We start from the raw sequence: 26,478 nt of genomic DNA, 5'->3' as shown, positions 1-26,478 counted from the left end.
TGATCTTACGAGGCGTCGGGGTCGCGACCATGACGCTCGACTCCGACCACTTCGTAATCGACGGCATTAGAGCTCGGCGTGACCTCGCGCAGATAAACATCCGTCGCCCCGTATGATGGCGTCATGATCCGAACGCGGTAAAACGGAGCGTGTCCTTCTGGGAGATCGATGCTTGTGTCGGAAACGGATGTCCGGCCCAGTTCGTCCGTCACCCGGTTCTGCTCGTTCGAAAACCGGTGCCACTGAACGAATCGGAGGTTAGACACGCTACGGTCCACGTATCGATTCAGCAGATCCTCGAAAATCAGACGATCCCCGCTCACGCGAAAGCCGTCGAGCCCGCCGCCATACCCCAAATAGGTGGCTGCGATGGAATCGCGGCGGCGGGCGAGGGTCGTTGTCACATAATCGACGGACGATGAATCGGGATACTCGGCCGCTTCGACCATCGCTCGAATTTCGCGGTCGGTAAAGTGGGCAATTTTTCGTGCCATCCAGAACGTATCTGCCGAGTCGCGCTGGGCGAAGGCTGGGTTTGGATGCTCGGGTCTCCACCTCTCCGGGTCGAAGTTCGTTGCCCCGAAACGGCCGACGTGATTTACGTCCGGGTAGCGAGTATTCACCCAGTCGCCCCCGCTCAGACCAAGCGTCCCCATTCGCACGAGCACGGGGCTGATTTCCACGAGGTGCTCGCGACCCATCCACGCCTCTTTCGGTCCAACCTGAGCACTACCCAGTGCCTCGAACGTGTTGTATACGTAGTGTCGGACGAACGTATGGCCGTCGTGCTTGACCCCGACATCAAGGGTACGTGTTGCGCGGATGCCGGTATGATTTAACCACGCAGCTGCCACGAACAGACCCCGCAGTTCCCGTCGGCGCTCGTGGGGGAAAATATCGTTGCCATCATCCGGGCGTGTTGAGTGAAAAAGAAACGGCCCGACCCGCTCGACGACCGGCTCCGGGATACGTAGCGCTGCGGCACGGTATACCCCACCGGTGAGCGTGGGGGCGTTGTTGAGGGCCTCCCAGATGTCCGCTTTCCGAACGTCTCCTCCTTCGGCCGTAACGAGTTTCCCCGGGGCAAACCGGACGATGGTCAACTCGGGGACGAAGTAGCCAAGCGCGTAGTAGGCTCGATTGGCAACAGCCCCCGCGGCGGTGGCAAGAACCGGATGGTCCGGCGAATCGAGTCGAAGCTCGTACCGCTCGCCGTCGGCGTCACGAATCATGAGCCGGGCGACCGGGCGAACAGCTTCGATCGACTCAACGACCCAGGACGAATCCGGTTGAGGTCCTCGGCCGACACCGGCCCCTCGCCGCAACTTATCGAGAGACATGCCCGACGCGAAGTGGCGATCTTTATACCACGACGAGTTCGGCACCTGATTTAGCGTATTCACGTTGATAGCAGGCCCCTCCTCTCCTCGCGCCTCGACGAACGTGTTCGATAGAAAACGAACGTAGTCCGACGCACTCCTTGCCACGGGTACGGGCATGTCGAGCCGATCCGGATCCTCGCTGATTGGGTCGTCCGGAAGAAAGCGCTGCGCAACCGCCGATCGGGGTACCAGCAACAGACAAGCCCAGAGCAGGAAAAACAAAACGATCAGCGACCCGAAACGAGGGCCGCCGCGAGAAAATCCCATCACAGACGGGCGCAGCATTCGGTCGGGGAGAGATGAACAGCGATCGGTCGCCACCCGGATAGCACGAATCGGCGGTAACATGCGTTAGGACTACAGGATCGAACCAAATTTTAGGTATGTCGAGAAGCCTTCGACACTTCTGGCAATTTCAAAACGTGCGACCACTCCCTGAGATGATCGAAACCGAAAACCGACCCCATATCCTACTTTCATATCTTGCAGACGGATCTCCTCCGTTCGGGAAAACACCTGGCCGACATCGGTGAAGAGTGCCATGTCAAGCCGATGCCAGATGCGGCAGCGCACCTCTGCCGTGGACAACATCACATTCCGATCGCGAAACCGCCCGCCGGTAAATCCACGGAGGGACGTCGATCCGCCAATCGACTGCATCCTGTAAAACGGAATCGTCTGTCCGTTCGGACTCTCCGTGATCGATAGAAACTGTCGGAATGCGAGCCCGCGCTGCATACCGTGCTCCAGCGTGAAGTACTGCTGAGCGTCGAGCGTCAGCCGAGAGTACGAGTACTCGCGCATCGAGAGATCCTGATGGTGCGTGAGGCTGGCCGACATGTAATATCCGTCGGTTGCGTCGAGTGAAATGCCTCGAAGTCGCGCCTCTGTCGGCGCAAATCGGCGGCCGTAGGTCCGGTTGAACGACGCGTTGCGCGAATCATATTCGGCGAAGATGCCTCCGATGCCGTAATCGGTCGCCATGCGTACGCCTGGCGGGGGAGCCTCCCAAAACGCGGTTGAGACATCCGGAGCACTGTCGTCAAGCCCAGGCCCGACCTGGTCCACACTATACGACAGATGTCCACCCACGAGCATACGATCGCCGATCGAATATCCAGCCAGACCGCCTACAATTCCCTGATCGTACTGGTATAGCGAACGATTCTCGACTTCGGTATTCGGTCCGATGCCATAAAAACTCTCCGACGCCCGATGGCTGTAGCGCGCAAATCCGTAACCGATCCATGGACCATGCTCCAGTCCGCCGATGAGTTCGGTTCCCCAGTACCGGCGAAGGCTTCCCAGGACCTGGACGTGCGAATGTCTACCGGGTCCGTTGAGCACCGGCAACGGATAGTACAGTCCCGCCGTGAGTCCGGCCTCCCCCTGGAGCCCACCGAGCACCGGCTGGATACCGAAAAGCTCTGTGTTTGGAATGTCGAGAACGAGCCGATCCGACAAAACCAGGCTCCGATTCCGCTCGAAGAACGAGATGACGCGCGCAGCAAGTGACGGCTTCGGCGGCTCCATCGTGCGCGCTTTCTTCTCGCGCAGGGCTCGCCAGCGGGCGGCACGTGTGCTATCCCCGCTTTCGACGAAAACGGGACTCTCAGCAGCGTCCGTTTGCACATCCGGCAGATCCTCTTCTTCGAGAACCGTTCCTGCCGTCGTGTCCGGTGAGGGAGTGACGACCGGAGCCGCAGGAGGCACCCACTGATCCAACGATCCGCGGTCGTCTGCCTGTGACTGCGCACGGGCCGGAGACGAAACGATGTACGCAAAAAGTGTACACACGACACACGCCATCCACGCCCACCGAGATGGAGGCGACAGAGTGGCTCTCATGATGGCGGTGCACGTATTCAAAAGAGATGTCGGATCAGTGAGACGGACAGACGTAACGGGTCGCACACGCTAGGCACGTTGAAATGCTGTGTCGCGGACCTTCTCGGACCGCGGACTTCGCGCGGGTTTCGCCTCGTGAAGCTCCTTTGCTCGTCAGGTAGCCTTCACAGAATGATTCTACTCTCGAACCTGCTACAAGACTCGTTCGACGGCTCCATGGAGATTTCGCGCGGAGCATCTCCGACAAACTGACCGCTTTGCACTAAACCTCGAATACCGTTTTACCGGCAAAAGGCTGCTGTGTCCATTTCAGAATCTACGAAGAGGTGACGAACCGTGCAATGAACTGCGGATCTCACGGTCCGTGCTTTTCGTGCGACAGAGACAGCGTCCTTTCCCCCTCTCCCCTAAATCCATGGAATCCTTCGTAGGTAGTACGGTCTGGTACCTTTTGCTCCTCGCCCTCGGTATTGCCACGGGTGCTCTTATCCAGTGGTTTCGGCGAGAAAGAAACAAATAGTCAACCACCATCAGGGTTCGGGACGATTTTCCATAGCCCGTCGAGCGACACGCCAGCCGTCATGTACATTCGGCACTGAAAATAGAACGAGCGATGACACCGGATGGTCATCGCTCGTTCTGCAGGTCATATTATGACGACAAAAAGCGGGCTTTAGGGCGTTTGAGGACCATTCTGACGTGCTTCAGAGGTGTCGTCCTGCCACGTCCCTCCCGATTGCTCGACGTACTGCTTCATGGCTTCGTCAATTGAAATCCGGTACGTTTCGCCGTCTTCGTTGGGAATGGGTTGTTGTGGTCTCATGTCGATCGTATCTCCCGGAAGCGTTGTCTGCCGCGTCGTCTCGGTCTCCGGTCCCCAGTCCACGTACAGGACAAACAGTCCAACCGCGATCGCGGAACCGATCGTAGCCACAACTGCGGCCCGCGACCGCCAAGATGTCGCCTTTCCTGAGTCTCGACTTGCCACACGGTCATCCTCCGGAATGTCGGGTTGGTCGGGATGCCAGTCCGCGAGTTCGAACGTCCCGACGGTACCGTACTCCGTCCATCCGTCGTCGGAACGAAAGGCACGGACGCGCCAGAAGAGCGACACGCCTTCCTGCGGCGGAAGTCCACTGTAGGTAAATCGCGACCGGGACCCGACGCGACCATCGAAAATCGTGGTCTCAAAGCGTCGGTCCGTAGCGATCTGAAGTTCGTACGACTCCGCCTGTGGGACGTGCTCCCACTCGAGCGTTACCGAGCGTTCGTCAATCACCGAACCGTCAGCCGGATGAATCGGATCAGGGATCAGCGGTCGTGAGGGTCGGGTCCTGATGGACTCGTCCTGACCGTCGGACCTCGCGGTTTCCCCCGCGGAGGATTCCGTCGGATCCGCCGGTGCCCCAGAAGCATCATCCTTGTCCGTGGAATCGGACGGGTTCGGCGCCGAAGAAGTAGAGGGATCGGATGTCGACGACATCACGTGAGGCGAAGGACATGAGAGGGTCTCATCGATGTCTGAACGAACTAGGGCACAATCTGCTCGCCGTCTTCGTCTTCAACGATCAGAGCATCGACCGGGCAAATGGCGCATGATTCCACCAGTCGGCCCTGATCGATATCCGGGGTCTCGTCCTGAAAGTCGACGAGGTTCTGGTCGTCAATCTCGAAAATCTCCGGCGCGAGGTTCGTGCAATTGCCGGAACCGATGCACAGGGCGCGGTCAATCTTTACCGTAACGCCACTGATCGTGCGTTCTCTTGTCTCTTCGCTCATGGGGTGTGATATCAAAATCAAAGGGAGCAGGCCAGCCGGTATACACCGGCGTCTATGATGCAGCCTTCTCACGGAACGAAACTCTCTCCGTTCCACTCCATCAGCAATGGAGTTGTAATGAACGGAAAGCATCTATGAGCACGCCTATCGTCGGCCTTTCGTTCACACATACACGGCCGAACCGATTTCGCCAGACGCCTCGCGGGACCCCGACAAACTCCGCCAGCCGGATCGCAGGGAATACGTTTTCGGAATGACGCTATCGGGATCCGTTTAAACGTTCTTCTGCTAGAGTGTGACGCGTCTGCCGAATCGAAGCCGTTGGAGATACCGACCTGTTAAAGTCGAAACGACATAAGAACGGTGACTGCATTTTCGTCCGGGAGCTCTTACCGGCCGAGACCCTGCCGTCCTTTCTGCGTGAGGATCGTCGGCGGCGACTGAAGAGCAAGGCCCCGATCCGTTTTCCAGCATGTGGCGTCCGTCAACACGTATTCGCGACCGTCCTCCGTGGACACCTCGACGATCATTTCGTATCGAGTAAAATCGCCTTCGCGGACGGTCTTAAAGTCGACGGTTTTGAACGTCACATTGCTCCAGTCGCTGAGGCCGTGTCGTTCGGCCTCCCGATGGATGCGATCGAATGAGCGCTCGATTTCTTCCCTTCGGCGGTCGTAGCTGTCGAGCCATCCTTTTCGATACGACTCGTCGTCGCGATTGGCCGCCGCCCGGTGGTCGAGCATGTACTCTACATCCTGCTTCGTATAGATCAACTGCTCATACGCGTCCGCGTCTGCTTCCTTCAAGGCCGATACGATCGTCCGCCCGAAGGCGTGCGGATCCGGCGGCAACTCCGCCTCCCCGCTGCATCCAGGTAGGAAGAGCAGAACGATAAATGAGCACACCTGGGCAAACGTCGCGGCTCGTTGCAGTAGACGGGACCGGACCGAGGAAGAGAGGGGCATACAGGTCGTTCGAGTCAGAATGGCGAAGGGCAGAGTCTTACGCGTCCGATGAGTCGTCGGTCGGTTCGTCTGACTCATCTTCGTCGGTTTCCGCTTCTTCGGACGCCGACTCACCCGAGTGATCGAACGAGGCAGGGTCGGGCGAATCGAAGCGAAGCGTGTTGTCGAGAAGGTTTCCGGCGATCTCGATGAAGTCACTTTCCGTGATAATTCCAACCAGCTGGTCCTCTCGGACGACTGGAAGCGCACCGATCTTGTGTTCACGCATCAGCTTCACCGCCTCCACGGTCGGCAGATCGGGCTCGACGGAAACAGGCTCCTGAATCATGATCTCTTGAACGGGGACACCGCCATCCGGCGCGCCGTCCCGGTCGGCGAGGTGTCTGAGCAGCGTGCGATGGCTGACAAGGCCAACCAGGCGATGCTGCTCGTCCTCAATCAGGACGTGCCGGATCCGCTGCCAATCCATCAGGCAGGCGACGAACTCAATCGACTCATTTTCATGCACGGTGTACAGATCCGTGCTCATGTAATCCTCCACGCGGGACTTCGACATCCCGTTCGGGACGTACGACTGGTCGAGCGTAGCCAAATCCCAGGTATGCACCGGCTCGCCCGTCTTTTGATTCTCCACCATGGCCCCGGTCAGCGCCGTCAGACGCTCGGACCGCGTGCCCATGCCTTTCATTTTCTGAATCGATTCGAGTTGCCAGTCGGCACCGGTCTGACGCGCTGCAACGCGGTCCTCAATGACCCCCAGGTACCGGTCAATATCCGAGGGGTCGATATCGGATATCTCGAGCCCTTTCCGCGCCTGAGGGATCAGCGTTTCCAGAATGAGCTCGTGTGCGGGCAAGGTGCGTCCATCGATCCAGTCAAACTGCGACGACAGTCCGTGCCGCGCGGCCGCCGTGAAGTTGTGGTGCGCGTCGTCGAAGTCCATCTCCGTCGATACGTCATCGTACATCTCGGCCATCGCGCTGACAAGACCGAACCAGAACGCCGCGTTCGCCACTTCATCGACCACGGTGGGCCCGGACGGCAGCACGCGGTTCTCGATGCGGAGGTGCGGCTTGCCATCGGTAATGCCGTAGCAGGCTCGATTCCAGCGGTAGACCGTCCCATTGTGCAACTGCAACGCCTGCAGTTTCGGAACGCCACCTTCTCGAAGCACATCGACCGGGTGCTCGTCAAGTTCGGTGGTCAGGAGAACACGGAAGCGAGCGATGTCCTCCTTGAAAATCTCCGTGACCGACTCCTCGACCCACTTCGTCCCAAAGTGCACTCGCGGGCTCATTTCCCGCAGGTACAAATTACTCGAGCGTGTATCGACTGCCTGCTGAAACAGAGCGATTCGGGTCTCCTTCCACAACCGCTTCCCGAACAGAATCGGGGAGTTCGTTGCTGCTGCGAGCACGGGCGCGGCGACTACCTGCGCGATATTATAGAAGCGCGGAAACTCTTCGGGCGTGACCTGGAAATGTGTCTGGAAACTTGTGTTGCAGCCCTCGAGCATGATCGAGTCATGCTTCAGGAAGAGCTCGTCGATGCCGCGGATCTGGTACTGTCCAGGTCCCCCGCGCAAACGCCCCAGCGCTTCGTTCAGCGCATAGTACCGAGGTCGGGGCGTCATGTAATCCATCGCGAAGTCCGACAGATGCGCCGTCGGGAGGATGCCCGTCATAACCGGCTCGCCGCCAACCGCGTTGACGAGGTTGCGCACCTCCGCAACCAGCTCGGTCGTGGCCGCCTCCATCTCCCGGAAGCAATCCCCGCCGTAGACGAGCGGATCCATGTTGAACTCGATGTTGAAGCGCGTGAGCTCCGTGACGATCCGTTCGTCCGTATTCAGCTCCAGCACCTCATCAATGATTGGAGCGGGATCGTACCGATCGTCGACCATGAAAAGCTCTTGCTCCGCTCCCAACCGGCGCGTACCGGTTTCGAACATGTCCTCGCGCAGCATCATTTCGAGCGCCCGGACGTCCCGCAGCAGGTGCTGGGTAAACTCCCGCAACACTGCGTCGTCGGTTTTTCGCTTCACGTCTTGCTCGCCCATGCTGTTGGATCACTATTTGATATCGGAGAAGTATAGTACGGCATCACGCACCAGGCGCGACGTCCATCCGGTGGGTGATCAGCCGGTGACGCGACATGCACACGTACGCAACGGTCGATGGATCAATGCCTTACGTCAAATTTCAATGAACGAACCTTGGTTCCATTCCATCCGGAATCGTGGTTTGAGCAACGTGTCGACTCCGGCGGCACTGCTGTGGAAACCCCCGCTCCTCTACTCACGTTTTCTAATCGCCTCTCGGCCCCGGAGGAGTGCCGATGTTCTCATGCCGACACGCTCTACACTCTCAGCTGGCTGATTTCCGCTACCGTATGACCCGCATGACGACACATCGTCTGCTTTCTGTCCTGGTCGGCCCCCTCTGTCGACTGCGTCATAGTATGGTCGTCGTTTCCCTGCTCGTGGGGTTGGTCGTTCTGGGAGTCACCGACCCGTCGAGCGCCCGTGCACAGGGCATTCATCGGTCATCCTCGGAACTCGAGGATAGCCAGACCACTCATGCGCGGAAACTCTTCGTCCGTGGCATGACGCGCGCCTTTCTCGAAGATTACGAGGCGGCCATCGCGTATTACGAACAGGCGCTGGGTCTCACACCTGACCAGGCACCGATTTTGTCGGCTCTGGCCGAAGCGAAAGCCGCTATCGACGATGCCACGTCTGCCTTATATTACGCGGAGCGCGCCCGCGATGAGGCACCGGAAAATGCAGCCTACCACCGGCAGCTTGCTGAGCTTCAGCAACAGGCGGGTGCATTTGAGTCCGCGATCCGAACCTATGAGCGGATGCTGAAGCGTCACCCCGAGAATGTCGACGCACGCATGAACCTGGCTCAGGCACAGATCGAGGCGGATCAACCAGATGCTGCAATCAAAACCTATGAGACCGTCCTCGAAGGCGACACGGACGACCCACGCGTGCACCTCGAACTTCTTCAGCTCTACCGCCAGGTCGGCGATACCGGCGGCATCGAGTCGTCCCTCCGCGCCCTGATGCGCCACCGCCCGGCCGACCAGCTATACCCCCACTTGCTCGGCCGCTTTTACATGGAAGCCGGCCGGACGCAAGAGGCCATTCAGCTGTACGAGAACCTTCTCCGCCGTCGCCCCGGCAGTATCAACGTCGTGATGCGGCTGGCGTCTCTGTATCGCGATGCCGGACGCCCGGCAGAAGCCGAGTCCCTCCTCCAAGACATCGTTAATGACGCCGACGCCTCTCCGGACCAATTTGTCGCCCGGGCTCGCTCGCTCACCGATGACTCCGAGTTCCGCATCCCAGAAGACGACCCGGAACTGCGCGCCACGGCCGAGCGCCTCCTTCAGCGGGCCCTCCAGCTCGATCCAGAACACGAGGATGCACTCGCGATGCTCGGCGACCTGAAGTACGAGACGGGTGAATACAAACGGGCTGCAGAATTGCTTGAGCGCGCCCTTCAGAAGAACCCGCGTTCGCCCGATCGGTGGACCCGCGCAGCTGCTGCTCTTCTGCATGCGGGCCAGGCACGCCAGGCTGCGGATGTCGCAGACGAGGGGTTGCTACTCTTTCCCGGTCGTGCGTCCCTTCTCCGGATATCAGCCTATGCTGCGATGCAAGTCGGACAAAATAGCGTCGCCGCCTCTCGATTTCAGCAGGCGATCGACGCGCTGGATCCCGATCAGAGTGAGATTCGAAGTCAGCTGAACGGCGCCCTCGGCCTCATCTACACACGAATGAAGCAGTTTTCGAAGTCCGACGCAGCCTATGCGCGGGCCCTGGACGCAAATCCGGAGTATGCAGACGCAGCAAACAATTACGCCTACAGTCTCGCGGATCGGGGCGTCCATCTCGACCGTGCGCTGCGTCTCGCCAAACGAGCGGTACGGATCGACAGCACAAACGCATCTTATATCGATACGCTCGGCTGGATCTACTACAAAAAGGGCGACCTTGAAAAGGCTCAATCCACGCTGCAAGAAGCCCTGCGTACGGGGGCGGCGTCTGCATCCGTGTACGAGCATTTTGGCGACGTGTCGCAGGCCCTCGGTGATGCAAAGGCTGCACGTGAGTACTGGAAACAGGCTCTCCAACGCGCACCCGATCGTGATCGCGTGCAGGAGAAGCTGAACGCGCTCCAGGACGACTGATCACAGTGCCGCTCCATCCCCGGTACGAAATCTAGACCTGTAATCGTTTTACAAGTATGGGGATCACGCAGCAATCGTCATCGTGCATGCACGGTGCCAAACACGGTACTGTGACCTCCACGCCGTTATTTACGACTTTCCCGTCGACGTTCATGGCTTCACGTCTTTCGATACCGCGTCTTTTGGTCATTGCCGTTGTTGCGGCGCTTGCTGTCGCCGGTTGCTCGGGCTCAAAGTCGGCCACATCGACATCAGGAATGCCGGAGGCGTTTCCGAACCATTCGGCTCAGCAGATCCACCGTCTGATCGAAGGTCAAACCGACACGCTCTCGGCGTTTCAGGCTCGCGCTCGCATGACGGTCCGCTCTCCGCGACGATCCGGGACGTTCAATGCGGAAGTGCGACAGAGCCGAAACGACTCGCTGTGGATGCGAATGAGCCGCTTTGGATTTGAGGGGGCACGTGTCCTCGTGACACGAGACAGCTTCTTCGTGCACAATCGGATGGAAAACCAGATGATGGTGGGCACCGTCGACGAAGCACAGTCCCTGCTCGCCGCTCCTGTTACGGCGGAGGAGGCGTTTTCCAACATGCTCGGCCTCATTTCGCCGAGCCCGAGTGTGAACTGGAACGTGGGTGCAGACTCCCTGAACTATTATCTCACATCGCCCAGCGGTCGTACCACATATACGATCGACCCGGTAAACTGGCGTGTGATCCGGTATGCCCGTATGTCAGACGATGGCGACATTCTGGAAGAGCGCATGTTCGGGAATTTCAAGACCATCGATGGTGTCCCGATTCCACAGCAGGTCGTCTTCCGCAACCGCCCCGAGAAGGCGATGGCCATGCTGACATACGAGTCGATGCACCTCGATCCCGAGAATCTATCGTTTGACTTCAACGTACCCGCTGGAACGCCAAGGGTGTATCTTCCGACCTCCAGCCGATAATCTTGAGCGTCCCGCTCTCCCTCGTACTCTCTGTCCCCCTTCTTGGCATGAGTCATCGGCCCGTCCGACTCCGGTCTTTCGGAACGCGCGCCATCATGCGCTACGCTGTCACCGCCCTTGTCCTGTTGTGCGTTGTGGGTCGGGCGAACGGCCAGAACATCGCGGACGAGCGAAAGAATACCCAGCAGCGATTGGAAGCCCTCAAAGGCCAGATCGAGAGCGACGAGAAGCGGCTCCAGGAGACGACCCGAGAAGAACAAGCGACCGTCGATCGACTGGAGCAGATCCGGCGCGAAATCGCACTCCGTGAGGAGCTTGTGTCGACGTACGAGCAGCGCATGGGACAGCTGCGCCAGGAGCGAAGCGACCTTCGGGACACGCTCGACGTTCTAGAGGGACAACTCGACGAGCTTCGGAATGAATACCGGGCGCATGCGGTTCACGCCTATAAATACGGGCGGCTACATGACGTTGCCCTGATTCTGGCATCGAAGTCCGTGAGCCAGATGCTCGTTCGTGTTCGGTACCTGCGCCGGTTCGCAGAGCAGCGACGCGCACAACAGTCTGCCATCCAGTCGGCAGCACAGCAGTTTAACGAGCGACAGCGGGAACTCGACGCCTCTCAGCGCAAAACCGAACGACTCCTCGCGGAAGCTCGCCAGGAGCGACAGAACCTCAGCCAGCTTCAAAAGGACCGCCGGCAGGTCGTCGCCGAACTCCGCAATCAGCGGTCGGAATTACGAGAAGAGATCGATCGAAAAGAGCGAGCGGCACGTGAACTTGAACAGCAGATTCGAGAGCTCGTGGCACGTGCGGAAGCTCGTGAGCGTCGGGACCGTGTATCCGGCGCCACCTCTGCCCCCGCCCGCGCGGCGGACTACGCCCGGCTTTCCGCGACCTTCCAGCAAAACCGCGGATCGCTCCCCTGGCCCACGGACGGCGCAGTCACGGAAGGATTTGGCAACCGAGTCGACCCGGTTCACGGCACGGAGACCTATCACCCGGGCATTCTCATCGCCACGAATCCGGAGGAGTCCGTTCGTGCCGTTTTTGAGGGCGTCGTCACCGGCATCGACTTTGTGCCCGGTTACGGCACCTATCTCGTCATCCGCCATGGCGATTATCTGTCCGTCTACAGCAACTTCTCCACCCTTTTCGTCGCCCAGGGCGACCGCGTCGATACCGGCGAGGTCATCGGACGATCAGGCACCTCAAACGAGCCGCGTGGAGCAGGACTCTTCTTTGCCGTCTTTGACAAGAAGAAAAACCAAAGCGTCGACCCGGTTGGCTGGCTCGGGAATCGATAGCCTGACCCGTCTCGGCAATGGATGCGCGAAGCGTTTCCGCATCCGATCGCAGGTCGAGATGCACTCCACTTCCGCATCGTCCTGCGCCTCGTCCATCGATCTTCATGTCTCCTCCTCGTCGGAAGAAGCGTATTCACAGAAGCTTTCGTACGCTACGCGAGTCGAGATTGGGAACGGTGAAGGGTAGCGTGTATTTTAGCGCTTGCATGTTCGAAAGGCCCAACTATTGCACCTCGACTCCATGGCTACTACGTACGACTGCGTGATCATCGGGAGCGGTCCCGGCGGTTACGAAACCGCCATTCGGGCATCCCAGCTCGGATTAAAAACTGCTATTGTCGAAAAGAATAAGCTGGGAGGCGTCTGCCTCAATATCGGCTGTATCCCGACGAAGGCGCTTCTGAAAAGCGCTGAGGTGATGGCTGAATCGAAGCACATCTCCGATTTCGGCCTCAACCTGGAAGGAGAAATCACTCCGGACTTCCCGAAGGTCATTGAGCGCAGCCGAGGCGCGGCTTCGCAGATGAACAAGGGCGTGCAGTACCTGATGCGCAAAAACGACATCGACGTCCACTACGGCTACGGCCGCCTTGCCGGCAACGGCACGGTTGAGATCGTCCCGAGCGAGAATATGGACGGTGAGCAGGTCGGCGAAGAGAAAACGATTAACGCCGAGCATATCATCATTGCGACGGGAGCACGTCCGCGCGAGATTCCGCCCCTCCCGATTGACGAAGACAACGTTGTCTCGTCGACCGGAGCGATGACTCAGACGGAACGCCCGGACCGTCTCGTGATTGTCGGAGCCGGCGCCATTGGTGTCGAGTTCGGCTACTTCTACAAGCACATGGGCACCGATGTCACGATCATCGAGGTGCAGGATCGGATCGTGCCCGCAGAAGACGCGGACGTCTCGAAAGAGCTCAAGCGGTCCTTCAAGAAGGCCGGCATCAATGTGATGACCGGCGCGATGGTGCAGGGCTACGAGGAAGCCGATGGGGCGCTCAAAGTGGAGGTCGAAACCGACAAGGGGACCGAATACATCGAAGCGGATCAGATCCTCTCGGCAGTCGGTGTCGTCGGCAACGTCGAAGACATCGGTCTCGAAGAGCTTGGTGTCGAAACCAACGGCAACGATATCGTCGTCGACGAGTTTTATCGCACCAATGTGGACGGGGTCTACGCGATCGGCGACGTGACCGGCGCCCCCTGGCTCGCGCACAAAGCCAGCCACGAAGGCATCATCTGCGTCGAGAAGATCGCAGGTGAGGATGTCCGCCCGATGGACAAGAAAAACATCCCGGGCTGCACCTACTGCCAGCCGCAAATCGCATCTGTCGGCTATACCGAAGAGCAGGCTGAGGAAGCCGGCTACGACATCAAGGTCGGCAAATTCCCCTTCAAAGCCTCCGGCAAGGCCGCTGCACTGGGCCACAACGAAGGCTTCGTCAAGATCATCTACGACAAGAAGTACGGCGAGCTGCTGGGCTGCCACATCATCGGGCATGACGCCACGGAGCTGATCGCCGAGGTCGTCACGGCTCGCACGCTCGAGACGACGGGTCACGAGATCATGGAGGCGATCCATCCGCACCCGACGCTTTCCGAGTCGATCATGGAGGCGACACGCGCTGCGTACGGCGAACCGATCAACATCTAAGGTGCGTCAAATGGTATGGACAATGTCCGTCCATTCGAACGGGCGATCCCACAAGGGGTCGCCCGTTTTTTCTTGCTTTCGAAAGACGCGGGCGCGCTGTCTCCCTCCCCGTCACTCAGAGAGAACTGTTAGATCTTTTAGGACCCGTCCCCTCTCATCGACTTGCACCGATGCCCCCGACGGGATTGATAGCGTCGCCGCTCCATCCTGAAACTCTACGCGTCGCGTCTCTCCATCGATGGACACCGGGACCGGCACGTCCAGCGGAATCCCCCCGGTGCGCGTCCACGTGAGTTTCAACTCTGCGTCCTTCTTCTCCACCTCCAGCAACGGCAGCTCGGCCTGGTACAGATACACGCGGAAGAACGCGTCGAGCTGCTGTCCGGATACCTGCTCCGCCGCCTGGACGAAGTCGGCTGTTGTCACCGTTCGCGCCTGGGAGCCGTCCGTCGCCCGCCGCATTTCATCGCTCGGATAGGTAAACTGGCGCAGCAGTTGGGCGAAGTCTTCGTCGCCAAGGACGTAGCGAAGCGTATGCAGAATCAGAGCGCCCTTGTAGTAGACATCGCTCCCGTACATGTCCTGAGCTGACGTCGCCGATCCGCGTGCCACGGGTGCTGAGTTCGTGATTTGTCCCTCCCAGAACCGGACGGTGCTCAAGTACCCCTCTTCGCCTTGAAGCTCTTCTCGATACAGAGCCTCCAGGTAGGTAGCAAACCCTTCGTGGATCCAGAAGTCCTTCCAGTCGCCGGCCGTGACGAGATTTCCGTACCACTCGTGGGCAAGTTCATGAAAGTGAAGAGCATCGAACCCGGCATTGTAGTAAAGACCGCCTTCGAGGTTAAAGCCATTGCCGTAGGCGATAATCGTCTGGTGCTCCATCCCTTTGAACGGCGTTTGCGCAATGCCGTATTTGTCCGCTCGAAATGGGTACGGACCGAGTGTCTCTTCGAGAAATCGAACGTGATCCAGAAAATGCGGTAGCGCGGATCGTGCCTTCTCTGCATCGGTCGGGACGGCATAGAACGTGACCGGAATCTCTTCCCCGGTCGTGCTCTCGTACGTGGTATCAACCTCCGAGTACGGCGCCGCATGGAGCGCTACGGCATATGGGTTGATCGGTGTCGACACGAACCAGCGGTACGTGCGCGTACTGTCGTTCTCTTCGACAGAGCGCAGGCGCCCATTGGAGGCAGCGACGAGCGGGCGCGGGAGCGTGATGTTTACCGCCATCGAGTCCGGCTCATCCGACGGGTGGTCTTTGACCGGCCACCACATGTCGGCGCCAATCGTCTGGCAAGACGTCGCAATCCACGGTGCCCCCTCCGGCGTGCGTGACCACGTGAAGCCCCCATCCCACGGCGGGCGCGGTGCCACGCGGGGCGCCCCGCCGTACTCGACCGTGACGCGGAGCGTGTCTCCGGGACGAGCAACGTCCGGCAGCTTCATCCAGAGCTGGTTTCGGTCTGCCTTTCTTTCAACGGGGAGCTTGACCGTTCCGCCTTCTGACGCCATATTCACCTCCCGGACGTCAAGCCGCGTGTCGAGATTCAGCACAAAATGCTCCAACGGCTTCTTCACAGCTGCTACCGCCGTGAGCTCTCCCGTGATTGATTGGGACGCTGTATCGACATCGACATTGAGGTCGTAGTAGGTGACATCGTAGGCGGCCTGCTGAGGAAGAATCGGGCCGCCCGAGTCCTGTCCAGACGCATTGGTTGAACAACCGGCGGATAGGAATGCGAAACCGACGAGCAGGAGAAGACGAAGGGAGCGCAACATGTACGTAGGTCGGGATGCGTGGTTGGGGGCACGGCAAAGTAACAGGCATGTCTGCGTTCGTGGTTCCCCACGACAACCTCGTGCATGAGTCTACGCTCATCACTCACGAAGAAGATGAATCCGACGTCGCGACATACGGGCCGAGACAAGCGAAACGCCGCAATAAAGAAAAGCGCCCCCTCGCCCATAGCAAGGAGGCGCTTCATTTCCAAAACCGACGGCGCGATGTCTATCGGACCACGCTGCCTGGCTCGGAATCGGTCGACACGAGAGCGAGATTTCCATCCCGGTCTTCTGCCATCAGCACCATGCCCTGACTCTCCAGCCCGAACATCGTTTTCGGCGCGAGATTGGCGACAACAACCACTTTGCGTCCGTTGATCTCGTCCGGCGCCATGTGCTCCGCGATGCCCGCCAGAATCTGACGCTGCTCGAACCCGAGGTCGATCTCGAGACGAAGAAGTTTGTCGGCCTCTTCAATCGGCTCGGCCGTGGTGACCACACCGGTACGCAGATCCAGATCCATAAAGTCGCCGAACTCGATCTCATCTTTGATCGGCGCGTACCCGGCGTCTTCGACGGTGTCGGTGGTGTCTTCGTCCGTCTGCCCGAGCTTGTCGCGTTGTTCGTCCATCGTGTCGTCTTCTACTTTTTCAAAGAGAATATCGGGAGTGCCGAGCGCGTGGCCCGGCGCAAGAAGTGGATGACGCGCATCGTCCCATCCGATGAGGTCATCGTCGGGGTCGGGCGTATCATCCTGCGGAGTGCTCGGTCGCACACCGCTGAGGTTGAGCATGTCGCGGAGACGCGTGGAGGCGTCCGGTAGCACCGGCTCCATCAAAACCGAAAGAGACGCGCATAGCTGCAAGCAAATGTGAACCGTGTTGCCGGCGGCCGGGCCGTCCTCCTTCCGGGTATGCCAGGGCTCGGTGTCGTTGAAATACTTATTGCCTGCGCGAGCAAGATCGATCGTCTCGTAAATGGCCTCCCGCATCCTGTACTGATCGTAAGCCTCACCGATGGCGTCCGGCGCCTCACGCAACCGGTCCAGCATGTCTCGATCCGTGTCCGTTGGTTGCTCGAGCGGCGGGACCTGTCCATCGAAGAAACGGTCGGCAAACGTGAGGGTGCGGTTCACGAAGTTGCCCAGGACATCCGCGAGTTCGCCGTTGATGCGGCTCTGGAAGCCATCCCAGCTGAAGTCCGCGTCCTTGCTTTCGGGGAGCGTCGTTCCGAGCGCGTACCGAAGCATATCCGCACCGTGAGTGGCCTCCTCAAAATCATCAAGGTACTCGTGAAGCCATACGGCCCATCCGCGGCTCGTAGACAGCTTACGTCCCTCCAGGTTCAAGAACTCGTTGGCCGGGACGTTGTCCGGGAGCACGTAGTCGCCGTGTGCCTGGAGCATCGCCGGAAACATGAGGCAGTGAAAGACGATGTTGTCTTTTCCAATAAAGTGAACGAGCTTCGTGTCCTCGTCCTGCCAGTACGTTTGCCAGCGACCGGGGTCGCCCTGCTCCTGCGCCCACTCTTTCGTCGCGGAGATGTAGCCGATCGGCGCGTCAAACCAGACGTAAATCACCTTCCCCTCCGCTTCCAAACCGTGGCGCGCAGCCACATCTTCAGGTACGGGAACGCCCCAGGGCACGTCGCGCGTGATCGAACGGTCTTTGAGTCCGTCGTTGAACCAGCTCTGGACCTGACCCAGGACGTTGTTCTTCCACTCCGGGTGCGTCCCGATCCACTCTTCCAGCGCGGGCTGCATGTCACCCAGCGGGATGTACCAGTGCGACGTCTCCTTCAGCACCGGCGTCGCATCCGTAAGTGTGCTGCGCGGGTCGATGAGCTCGGTCGGGCTAAGCGACGAGCCGCACTTCTCACACTGATCACCATACGCTTCCTCGTATCCGCATACGGGACATGTGCCGACGACAAACCGGTCTGCGAGAAACATCTCCGCCTCCGGATCGAACAGCTGCTCGTTCGTTTTCAGCTTAAAGACGTCCTTCTCGTCGAGCGTTCGGAAGAAGTCCTGTGACGTGACCTTGTGCGTCTCCGAGCTCGTCCGACCGTAGTAGTCGAAACTCATCCCGAACCGGTCGAAGCTGTCGCGGATCATCGGATGATAGTGGTCCACAATATGCTCCGGGGTTCGCCCCTCACGAAGAGCCCGCATCAGGATCGCAACGCCCATCTCGTCGGATCCGCAGATGAAGAGCACATCTTCCCCTTTGAGACGCTGGTAGCGGCAATAGAGGTCGGCCGGCAGATACGCTCCGGCGAGATGACCGAGGTGGATGTTGCCGTTGGCATACGGCAACGCGGCCGTCACCAGAATGCGGTCGTGCGAGTCTTTCGGCATGGTAGCTTTTAGATGAGCGGAAACGAACACCGAGGCCCCGGGAGTAGGCGCGGACGCCCCGAAGCGGCATGTAGTATACGGTACGTCGGATCCTTGTTCAGCCCCTTCGTCCGGATATCGCGGAAGGTTTAAGTTTTGTATCGATGAACTCGGCCCGTGCGTCCGGCAAACCCGGTGACGTAAGTGAGAATCGTAGGTCCGTTCGAGGAATCAAAGGGTCGGAACGGAGCCCCCGATGCGGCATACCGCCAACGTGTCATTTTCACATCTCTGTGCTCGCACCGTTCTCAACGATTCTACCCGCCTGTGCCCGAGTCCCCGAGTGTCGACGCGCTCTGCTCGCTGCTGAAGGATCCATCCATCTACCCTCATGAACCGGACTCGATCGAGTTGAAGCAAACGCACATCTCGATCATAGCGCTCGCTCCTCCCTTCGTCTACAAGGTGAAGAAACCGGTCGACTTCGGATTTCTCGACTTTACGACGCTTCAAAAACGAGAAGCCGCCTGTCAGTCCGAAGTCAAACTGAATCGCAGACTGTGCGCGGATACGTATCTCGGCGTGGTTCACCTGGCGAAAATGGGCGACGGCTATCGGTTCGAATCCGACGAAGGTACAACAGTCGAGGTCGCCGTCAAGATGCGGTATCTTCCGCCCGACGGCTTTCTCCACACATATGCGGAGGAAGGCACGCTGACAAAGGAAGAGATTGATCGGGTCGTTTCAACACTGTCCGACTTTTACGATGGGCTCGAAACCGCACCAGAAATTGCGGAGCGGGGCTGGGTCGACCACCTCCGCGTGAACACGGATGAGAACTTCGACCAGACGCGCGATCATGCGGGATGGCTGCTGCCCAAAGCCGCGTATCGCGTCCTGCAGGATTACACAGACCGATTCTACGATGCACATGCCGCGCTGCTCAACCGTCGCCGCACGGGCGGCTACTTCATCAACGGCCACGGCGACCTGCGACTCGAGCATGTCCATCTCTCCGATAAAGGCGTCTGCATCTACGACTGCATCGAATTCAACGATCGCTTTCGTCATCTCGACGTGGCGAGCGATATCGCCTTTCTGGCCATGGACCTCGACGGCCATGAGTGCCGCCCCCTGTCGCGATACTTCGTGCGCAGGATGGCGGACGAACTTGACGACGAAGAACTAATCGATGTCGTCGGCTTCTACAAGGTCTACCGTGCATACGTCCGCGGCAAAGTCGAAGGGATGCGCGCGGCCGAGACAGAGATCCCGGAAGACGAAAAAGCAGCGAGCATTCGGCGCGCCCGCGAGCATTACCGATGGGCCCTCCGCTACGCTGCAGCAGGCTCGCGCCCCACGGCCATCGTCGTTATGGGCCGAACAGGAAGCGGAAAGACAACACAGGCGGAAGCCTGCGCGAAGGCACTGGGATGGCGGCACGTGAGCTCAGACCGAATTAGGAAAGAGCTGGCTGGCGTCCCAATGTTTCAGCGCACACCGGAGGACGCCCGAGGTGCCGTGTACGGTGCCGATATGACCGAGCGTGTGTACCGCACCATCGAAGAGGCCGCAATCGAGACCGTAAAGATACAGCAGCGCGGCGTCGTCGTCGATGCCACGTACAGTAGTGCCACCCGGCGAACGGCCCTCCGCGACAGCTTAAGAGATGCCGACATCCCGTATGCGTTCGTCGAACTGACTGCGGACGACGACACGCGGCGAGAGCGACTGCAACGACGGACCGACGACGGCTCCGTGTCGGACGCCCGGCCTGATGTGATGGAGACGATCGACAAGCGATACGAAGCACCGTCCTCCCTCTGGGATGCCCATCATTTGCGGGTCCCGACACGAGAGTCAATCGACGACACAACCACCGACATCCTGCGGGCCCTGATTCGCCTTCACGATGGCTGATAGAATGAATAATCTCTGGGCGAGTCGGTGATCAATACCGACCGGACTCAGGCCTCAAACGCGTCACGCGAGCGTCTTTGCGGCGTCAGACGAGATAATTTGCACGCCCGCAGCGTTCATTTCGTCCCAGGCGGCGGCGAGGGAGCCGTTGGCATCGATGCCCCGGGTCGCATCCTCGACGACATACACGCCGAATCCCTGCTTGCTGCCATCGAGAGCCGACCATTTCACGCAAAAGTCCGCGGCCAGACCGACGATGAACAGCGTGTCGATATCTCGTTCCCGGAGGTATCCCGTCAGGCCCGTGGGCGTCTCGTTGTCATTTTCGAAAAACGCCGAATAGGAGTCGATCTCCGGTCGAAAGCCTTTTCGAATGACCATTTCGGTGCGGGTCGTCGTCAGATCCGGGTGAAAGTCAGCCCCGGCCGTACCCTGCACGCAGTGATCCGGCCAGAGCGTCTGCATGCCATAATCCATTTCGATCTCGTCCATCGGCTCCTTCCCGTCATGCGACGACGCGAAAGAGCGATGTCCAGCCGGATGCCAGTCCTGTGTCTGGATCACATGATCGAATTTGGCGGACAGTTCGTTGATCACCGGCACAACCTGGTCCCCTTCGGGAACCGGCAACGCCCCACCGGGGCAGAAATCGTTCTGCACATCTACGATCAGAAGTGCATTCATGGTCGATGAATACTGAATTCAGGAAAGAGGAAAGGACGAGTGACGGAGGCCATCCGCGCATCAATCTCTGTCGTTTCGTATGCTCTGAGTAATTCGTTGTTTACCGTCTGGAGTAAGAAGATTGTCTTCCATTCGATCGCTAATAACCTGTTTGGCGGATGGGCTGTGAAAAAGTTCGTGCAGCCGTTCATGCCTAGTCATTCGCTTGGTGGTGGTCCGTTCGCACGGATGCAGTAGACACGGTGCGCGGGATCCCCCGTGCCTTCTGTGCGAGCGTCGTGAGGACCGATCAGCGGGAGGTCCGTATCCTCGGATCGCCGAAGGCTGTCCGCCAAACAGGTGCTAAAAGCCTCATCATGCGGATCATATGAAGCAAGATGAAGTTTTTTGATCTGCCAATTTGTTCGCGTATCCCCCGGACCTCCATGCCTGTCTCTTCCGCTTCTCTCGAACGCTCCGGTACCAACCAATCCTTTTCCGCTGATCCCAAACGTCTGAAGAACCTCTTTCAACGGCAGAAGGAGCATCATCTAACGGTCCGGCAGTCGACGGCTGCGGAACGGAAAGCCAAGATCCAGCGCATTCGTGACGGTATTCGTGCGCGCCGTCAGGATATTCGGGATGCGCTATATGCCGACTTTCAGAAGGCCCCTGAGGAGGCCGATTTGACGGAAGTAAAAGCCGTCATGGATGAGGCGTCCTTTGCCATCAAGCACATCGACTCGTGGATGGCCTCGGAATCGGCTTCGACGCCGCCCCTTCTCATGGGTACGTCATCCGAGATTCGGTACGAGCCGAAAGGCGTGGTGCTTATCATTTCACCCTGGAACTACCCCTTCAACCTCACGCTGGGCCCGCTGATTGCGGCAATAGCGGCAGGCAACTCCGTCATCGTGAAGCCATCAGAGTACACGCCGCATAGCAGCCGCGTAATGCGTGAGATGATCGAGGAGTTGTTTGATGAGCGCGAAGTTGCCCTCGTAGAAGGCGCGGTCGAGACATCTCAGGCCCTTCTCGACCTCCCGTTTGACCACATTTACTTTACGGGCAGTCCCGAGGTCGGCAAAATTGTCATGCGTGCCGCGGCCGAGCACCTCTCCTCCGTCACCCTCGAACTCGGAGGCAAGTCGCCCGCTATTGTCGACGCAACGGCGGACGTCGATGATGCGGCAGCCAAAATTGCATGGGGAAAATTTACCAACACCGGTCAGACCTGCATCGCCCCGGACTACGCGCTCGTTCACGAATCGCGGCATGATGCATTTCTCAAAAGAATAACTCACTACATATCAGAGTATTACGGCCAGACCGACGAACAGCGGCGTACAACCCCCGACTACGCCCGACTCGTCAATGAGAAGCATTTCTCCCGGGTCCAATCCCTCCTAACAGATGCTGTGCAGTCTGGCGCCACCGTCATTACTGGAGGACAGACAGACGCGGACGCTCAGTACATCGCCCCAACCGTGCTCTCGGACATCCCGTCGGAGTCACGAATCATGGACGAAGAGATTTTTGGCCCGATTCTTCCCGTAGTACCATTTTCGGATCTGAACTCGGCGATTGACCGCATTAACGAAAAGCCAAATCCGCTCGCACTTTACCTCTTTACACGCGATGAGGCTGCTGAGCACTCGATCCTTTCGAGAACGCACGCAGGCGGGACGTGCATTAACGAAGTTCTGCTTCACTACATGAACCCGCACATTCCTTTTGGAGGAAACGGTCACAGCGGCATCGGAATGGGACATGGAAAATACGCATTCCGCGAATTCTCCCACGCACGATCTGTTCTGCGACGATCGTACGGATCGAAATTGATGCGCTATATTTATCCTCCATACGGATCTCTCTCTCGCCGCATGATTGACGCGGCACTGAAGTATCTGTAACTTTCGTCAGCGCGGTCGCCCTTCCCCACGGTGACTGAACCGTTCGCTCCCTTCCGAAGCAATCGTTTATGATTCAGGTCGGAGACACCATTGACGGCTACCGCATTGCCGACGTGATCGGCCGCGGAGGCATGGGCACGGTGTACCGAGCCGTTGATATGGGCCTGGAAAAAGACGTGGCCCTCAAGGTCATCGCGCCGCACCTCGCGGAGGACCCGACCTTCCTCGCTCGTTTCCGTTCGGAAGCGAAAGCCCTCGCCCGATTGGATGCGCCAGGCATCGTCCGGGTGCTCTCCCTACGCGAGTCAATGCGTGCGACGTTCATCGCGATGGAGTACGTCGACGGTCCCCCGCTCCGGGAAGTGCTCCGTGCATCCGGCCATCTCGACTGGCCCGAGGCCGCCAGTATTCTGCAGCAGATCCTATCAGCGGTCGACCACGCCCACTCGTCCGGCGTCCTGCACCGGGACCTGAAGCCGTCGAACATCCTCCTCACCAACGACGGGAGCGTCAAAATCACGGACTTTGGTCTGGCCAAAATTCGAACGTCCGATACAGACCTGACGGCAACGCATGAAACGGCCGGTACCGTCGCGTACATGTCTCCCGAACAGGTCGAAGGCCTCAAGCATGTCGACGAGCGAAGTGATCTGTTCTCGGTTGGCTTGATGGCGTACGAGATGCTTACCGGTCAACTTCCATTCAGCCGGTCCGGTAGCTACTACTCGATTCAGCGCGCCATCGTCCAGGAGCCGTTTGATCCGCCCTCGGCCCATGTCGAGGACATTCCTGATCGGATTGACCAGGTCGTCATGAAACTGCTGGAGAAAGATGCGGACCAGCGTTTCGGAAGCGCAAAAGAGGCGTTAAACGCACTCGACCCGGTGGATGCACCGGCACGTGTCGCCACACCTGTCGTTTTCGATCCGCCCTCTGTCAAGCCAAGCGAAGAAGCACCTGCGAACTGGATGTGGGCGGCTGGAGCGGCAATGGCCGTGACCCTCATCGCTGCGGTCGTGATGGGCGTGTCCGAGCTCCTGAGCATCGACCCGTCACCCGCCCAACCAACTCCGGTCACCGCCGACAGCATGGCCCGGCTCAATATCCGAACAACCCCTGGGGCAGCGATTCACATCAATGGCGACAGTATCGGGGAGAGCCCGCTGCGTGCGATCGATGTTGCCGCAGGCTCGGTAACGGTTCGCGCAGAGCGCCCGGACTTCGCGCCCGCTGAGACGACCTTCGCCGCGGACGGTTCGCATGATCTGTCGCTCATACTCGCAGAGGCTAGATCAGACGGCCAAGGCGACGATGTCGCTACAGGAACGATTATGGTGCGATCGTCTCCTGCTGGGGCCGCTGTCCAGCTAAATGGTCGTGATGTTGGCGTCACGCCCGTCTCGCTACGAGCGCGCGCCGGACAGTCCTCCATCCGTATACGAAAGAATGGGTACCACTCATACGCTTCGCGCCTCCGAGTGCGATCGGGGCGGGAAACCAATATCAGTGCGACGCTGAAGCCCGTCCCGAGCACGGCTACGCTTCGGTTTAACCCCTTCGCAACCGTTACCGTTGACGGTGAGCAGCGAAGTATTGAACGCGTCACGTCCTGGACGGACTCTCTGGCACCCGGTCGCCACCGGATCGTCGCACGGTATCGGTCCGCCGAATGGGTACGTGTCGTCAACTTACGTCCGGGCGAGGAATTCCGTCGAGATGTAGACTTCACCAAGGAAGTGGAGGTCCGAATCGTTGCACAGAATGAGCGGGGACAGTCCATCCCGAACGCGGAGATCCTTGTCGACGGCACCCCCTCCGGCTACGCGCCGCAACAGCTCGAACTGCGGGTCGGGCGCCATCGAATCAAGGTCCGCAAAGCCGGCTACCTCTCCGCCCAGCGCGTCGTAGACATCGACACAGACGCGGGGGGACGCATCACGTTTACCCTGCGCACACCCGAGCCCTCTGCCGACTCGTCTCGATAGCCGAAGGGGCAGGCTCAGTCGGATACACGCTCCCGCAACGCGCGCTCATCGACCGGCGTGTATCGGTACGAAAACAGCTTTTGCACATCCATAGCACGATTCGTCCCGGACGGTGATACCTTCCGTCACCACGCATAATCATGGTGGGATCAAGAATTTCCGTGAGACGCGTGCATTCACGCACCGTGTTTCGTACGCTAACACATCCCCATGGCAGATGCGGTGACCATCTGGTTTCAGCCGGTGGTCACCGGTGCTAATATGCCGAGTTCTCCCCTCCGGTACCGACTGTCGTCATGAATTTCGCCCTCTCCGACGCTTTCGTATGTCGACTTGCGCGGTTTTCCGTGGCGCTCTTTTCGCGACATACATCACCCATCGCGCCGTTCGTGGTCTTTGTAGCCGTCCTGCTTTTTGGATCGGTCATGCCCAGTCAGGGACAGGCCGATGCGGCAGCCAATGATCAGTGCCAGACGGAATACGAGCGAGCTCAGGAGAGGTACCTGTCGGCAGAGTTTGAGCCAGCCATTGGCCTCCTCGAGACGTGCCTCGAAGAGACGCGCTCTAGTCTCGCCGATACCACCAAGCTGAAGATGTATCGCCTGCTCTCCTTCTCCTATCTCGGCGAAGGAAACGACGAGGGCGCGCGCACGGCCGTCGTGAATCTGTTGAACACGAAGGCCGATTACGAGCCCGACCCGACACGCGATCGGCCCGACTTCGTCCAGATGGTCCAATCCGTTCGTGAGGAACGTGAACGACTCCTTGAGCAGAACGACAATGATCGCAACTGGGTGAAGTGGGTGGCTGGCGGCGTTGGCGTCATCACTCTTGGCGTGCTGGCAGCTGTGCTCGCCGGTGGAGATGGATGACATGACCCCGTGTGTCCACTACATTGCACGCATGTAAGGTCATTCACCCGGCAATCTGACAGGATTACAAGTCGGAACTCGTGCTCCCGTTCGATCCTTTCGGTTCCACCCGAGGTCTTCAACAAATTTCGGTGTAGCGGTTGCATGAGCCGGTGCGTGCCCGGACATTGATAATAGCGTATCGAGACCGTTCGCTCATCCCCGCTGCCCGTGCCCCGTACCGGTGCCGTCGATCCTTTCCGCCTCGCCGTCTTTGCCTCCGGCGGGGGGAGCAACTTCCAATCGATGATCGACGCCGTAGAGGACGGCTCTCTCCCGGCAGAAATCGCGCTCTGTGTCAGCAATCACGATGGCGCGGGTGCGCTCGATCGGGCCAGAGAGCACGGAATCCCCACGTCCGTCATCAACCCAGACGGCCTGCAGCAACCGTCGTTTACCCGTTTGTTGCTTGACGTCCTGAGCGAGCATGACATCACGTTTGTCGCGCTCGCAGGCTATCTGCGGAAGATCCCGCCCGCTGTCGTCGAGGCCTACCACGGTCGGATGGTCAATATTCATCCCGCCCTGCTGCCCGCTTTTGGTGGCAAAGGCATGTACGGAATGAACGTTCATCGCGCCGTCGTCGAGTACGGCGTGCACTGGACCGGAGCGACCGTCCACCTGGTTGATGAGGAGTACGACCACGGGCCGATTGTCCTGCAGCAGCCGGTCCCCGTTTATCCCGACGATACACCGTCCGATGTGGCCGCGCGCGTCCTCAACGTGGAACATCAGATGTACCCGCGTGCGCTCCGGCTTTTCGCTACAGGCCGCGTCGAGATCGATGGTCGAACCGTTCGACTTCTTGATGCTTCCCCTGCACACCACGATACGCCCTGACCCGTCCCCCTCTCGTCTCCCTCGCTTCG

18 protein-coding genes are annotated in these 26,478 nt (G+C 59.2%); 9 read left to right on the top strand and 9 right to left on the bottom strand.

Features of this window, described 5'->3' with window-relative positions:
• Positions 1-5 precede the first annotated feature (5 nt).
• The 6 genes from CRI94_RS00385 to CRI94_RS00360 form a co-directional block, all read right to left on the bottom strand.
• Entirely contained in the window at positions 6-1,667 is a 1,662-nt protein-coding gene (locus CRI94_RS00385; RefSeq protein WP_098073683.1) for a hypothetical protein, read from the bottom strand.
• 72 nt (positions 1,668-1,739) lie between these two features.
• The gene (locus tag CRI94_RS00380) at positions 1,740-3,230 is read right to left on the bottom strand and encodes a BamA/TamA family outer membrane protein (RefSeq protein ID WP_098073682.1); all 1,491 of its coding nucleotides are present in this window, start codon (positions 3,228-3,230) and stop codon (positions 1,740-1,742) included.
• Between the two features lie 673 nt (positions 3,231-3,903).
• Complete coding sequence (locus CRI94_RS00375) at positions 3,904-4,713, bottom strand: hypothetical protein (protein WP_098073681.1); 810 nt, start codon at positions 4,711-4,713, stop codon at positions 3,904-3,906.
• A 47-nt stretch (positions 4,714-4,760) separates the two neighbouring features.
• Positions 4,761-5,009 carry a ferredoxin gene (locus CRI94_RS00370; protein WP_098073680.1) on the bottom strand — a complete coding sequence of 83 codons (249 nt, stop codon included), beginning with the start codon at positions 5,007-5,009 and terminating at the stop codon, positions 4,761-4,763.
• A gap of 389 nt (positions 5,010-5,398) precedes the next feature.
• Positions 5,399-5,974: a hypothetical protein gene (locus CRI94_RS00365; protein ID WP_098073679.1), complete on the bottom strand. Its 576-nt coding sequence runs from the start codon at positions 5,972-5,974 to the stop codon at positions 5,399-5,401.
• A 37-nt stretch (positions 5,975-6,011) separates the two neighbouring features.
• Positions 6,012-8,033 (bottom strand): CBS domain-containing protein, encoded by a 2,022-nt coding sequence (locus CRI94_RS00360; protein WP_098073678.1) that lies wholly within the window; start codon positions 8,031-8,033, stop codon positions 6,012-6,014.
• Positions 8,034-8,434: 401 nt separating this feature from the next.
• On the opposite strand from CRI94_RS00360, the gene CRI94_RS00355 reads away from it, so the two are divergent.
• From CRI94_RS00355 to lpdA, 4 genes are all read left to right on the top strand, one after another.
• Entirely contained in the window at positions 8,435-10,174 is a 1,740-nt protein-coding gene (locus tag CRI94_RS00355) for a tetratricopeptide repeat protein (RefSeq protein ID WP_179862090.1), read from the top strand.
• Between the two features lie 152 nt (positions 10,175-10,326).
• Positions 10,327-11,127, top strand: a complete 801-nt coding sequence (gene lolB1 / locus CRI94_RS00350) for a lipoprotein insertase outer membrane protein LolB1 (protein ID WP_179862089.1) — start codon at positions 10,327-10,329, stop codon at positions 11,125-11,127.
• Between the two features lie 95 nt (positions 11,128-11,222).
• Entirely contained in the window at positions 11,223-12,434 is a 1,212-nt protein-coding gene (locus CRI94_RS00345) for a murein hydrolase activator EnvC family protein (protein ID WP_245846016.1), read from the top strand.
• A gap of 241 nt (positions 12,435-12,675) precedes the next feature.
• Positions 12,676-14,094, top strand: coding sequence for a dihydrolipoyl dehydrogenase (gene lpdA / locus CRI94_RS00335; RefSeq protein ID WP_098073673.1), 1,419 nt, complete (start codon positions 12,676-12,678; stop codon positions 14,092-14,094).
• Positions 14,095-14,205: 111 nt separating this feature from the next.
• On the opposite strand, the gene CRI94_RS00330 is transcribed toward lpdA, so the two are convergent.
• The gene (locus tag CRI94_RS00330) at positions 14,206-15,876 is read right to left on the bottom strand and encodes a M1 family metallopeptidase (RefSeq protein WP_098073672.1); all 1,671 of its coding nucleotides are present in this window, start codon (positions 15,874-15,876) and stop codon (positions 14,206-14,208) included.
• Between the two features lie 229 nt (positions 15,877-16,105).
• Positions 16,106-18,238 (bottom strand): methionine--tRNA ligase, encoded by a 2,133-nt coding sequence (gene metG, locus CRI94_RS00325; protein ID WP_098073671.1) that lies wholly within the window; start codon positions 18,236-18,238, stop codon positions 16,106-16,108.
• A gap of 306 nt (positions 18,239-18,544) precedes the next feature.
• On the opposite strand from metG, the gene CRI94_RS00320 reads away from it, so the two are divergent.
• A complete protein-coding gene (locus CRI94_RS00320) occupies positions 18,545-20,137 on the top strand; it encodes a bifunctional aminoglycoside phosphotransferase/ATP-binding protein (protein ID WP_245846015.1) in 1,593 nt (530 codons plus the stop codon).
• A 63-nt stretch (positions 20,138-20,200) separates the two neighbouring features.
• Here the strand turns inward: CRI94_RS00320 and pncA are convergent, their stop codons facing one another.
• Positions 20,201-20,821 (bottom strand): bifunctional nicotinamidase/pyrazinamidase, encoded by a 621-nt coding sequence (gene pncA, locus CRI94_RS00315; protein WP_098073670.1) that lies wholly within the window; start codon positions 20,819-20,821, stop codon positions 20,201-20,203.
• Between the two features lie 425 nt (positions 20,822-21,246).
• Here pncA and CRI94_RS00305 point away from each other — a divergent pair, with 425 nt between their 5' ends.
• From CRI94_RS00305 to purN, 4 genes are all read left to right on the top strand, one after another.
• The gene (locus tag CRI94_RS00305) at positions 21,247-22,713 is read left to right on the top strand and encodes an aldehyde dehydrogenase family protein (protein ID WP_098073668.1); all 1,467 of its coding nucleotides are present in this window, start codon (positions 21,247-21,249) and stop codon (positions 22,711-22,713) included.
• A 68-nt stretch (positions 22,714-22,781) separates the two neighbouring features.
• Positions 22,782-24,698 carry a serine/threonine protein kinase gene (locus CRI94_RS00300; RefSeq protein ID WP_098073667.1) on the top strand — a complete coding sequence of 639 codons (1,917 nt, stop codon included), beginning with the start codon at positions 22,782-22,784 and terminating at the stop codon, positions 24,696-24,698.
• Positions 24,699-24,994: 296 nt separating this feature from the next.
• Complete coding sequence (locus tag CRI94_RS00295) at positions 24,995-25,570, top strand: hypothetical protein (protein ID WP_098073666.1); 576 nt, start codon at positions 24,995-24,997, stop codon at positions 25,568-25,570.
• Between the two features lie 210 nt (positions 25,571-25,780).
• Entirely contained in the window at positions 25,781-26,449 is a 669-nt protein-coding gene (gene purN / locus CRI94_RS00290) for a phosphoribosylglycinamide formyltransferase (RefSeq protein WP_098073665.1), read from the top strand.
• The last annotated feature ends 29 nt before the right edge of the window (positions 26,450-26,478 follow it).

Source organism: Longibacter salinarum, assembly GCF_002554795.1.
GTDB lineage: Bacteria > Bacteroidota > Rhodothermia > Rhodothermales > Salinibacteraceae > Longibacter > Longibacter salinarum.
Note: the sequence above shows the minus strand (reverse complement) of the source record. Positions and strands in the feature narration are given on the sequence as shown.

Bases quoted from the DNA above. Each gene is read 5' to 3' on its own strand.
- CRI94_RS00385 (WP_098073683.1), bottom strand. From the start codon at position 1,667: ATGCTGCGCCCGTCTGTGATGGGATTTTCTCGCGGCGGCCCTCGTTTC.
- CRI94_RS00330 (WP_098073672.1), bottom strand. From the start codon at position 15,876: ATGTTGCGCTCCCTTCGTCTTCTCCTGCTCGTCGGTTTCGCATTCCTA.
- CRI94_RS00375 (WP_098073681.1), bottom strand. From the start codon at position 4,713: ATGTCGTCGACATCCGATCCCTCTACTTCTTCGGCGCCGAACCCGTCC.
- CRI94_RS00355 (WP_179862090.1), top strand. From the start codon at position 8,435: ATGGTCGTCGTTTCCCTGCTCGTGGGGTTGGTCGTTCTGGGAGTCACC.
- CRI94_RS00345 (WP_245846016.1), top strand. From the start codon at position 11,223: ATGCGCTACGCTGTCACCGCCCTTGTCCTGTTGTGCGTTGTGGGTCGG.
- metG (WP_098073671.1), bottom strand. From the start codon at position 18,238: ATGCCGAAAGACTCGCACGACCGCATTCTGGTGACGGCCGCGTTGCCG.
- pncA (WP_098073670.1), bottom strand. From the start codon at position 20,821: ATGAATGCACTTCTGATCGTAGATGTGCAGAACGATTTCTGCCCCGGT.
- CRI94_RS00360 (WP_098073678.1), bottom strand. From the start codon at position 8,033: ATGGGCGAGCAAGACGTGAAGCGAAAAACCGACGACGCAGTGTTGCGG.
- CRI94_RS00380 (WP_098073682.1), bottom strand. From the start codon at position 3,230: ATGAGAGCCACTCTGTCGCCTCCATCTCGGTGGGCGTGGATGGCGTGT.
- lpdA (WP_098073673.1), top strand. From the start codon at position 12,676: ATGGCTACTACGTACGACTGCGTGATCATCGGGAGCGGTCCCGGCGGT.
- lolB1 (WP_179862089.1), top strand. From the start codon at position 10,327: ATGGCTTCACGTCTTTCGATACCGCGTCTTTTGGTCATTGCCGTTGTT.
- CRI94_RS00365 (WP_098073679.1), bottom strand. From the start codon at position 5,974: ATGCCCCTCTCTTCCTCGGTCCGGTCCCGTCTACTGCAACGAGCCGCG.
- CRI94_RS00370 (WP_098073680.1), bottom strand. From the start codon at position 5,009: ATGAGCGAAGAGACAAGAGAACGCACGATCAGTGGCGTTACGGTAAAG.
- CRI94_RS00305 (WP_098073668.1), top strand. From the start codon at position 21,247: ATGCCTGTCTCTTCCGCTTCTCTCGAACGCTCCGGTACCAACCAATCC.
- CRI94_RS00295 (WP_098073666.1), top strand. From the start codon at position 24,995: ATGAATTTCGCCCTCTCCGACGCTTTCGTATGTCGACTTGCGCGGTTT.
- CRI94_RS00300 (WP_098073667.1), top strand. From the start codon at position 22,782: ATGATTCAGGTCGGAGACACCATTGACGGCTACCGCATTGCCGACGTG.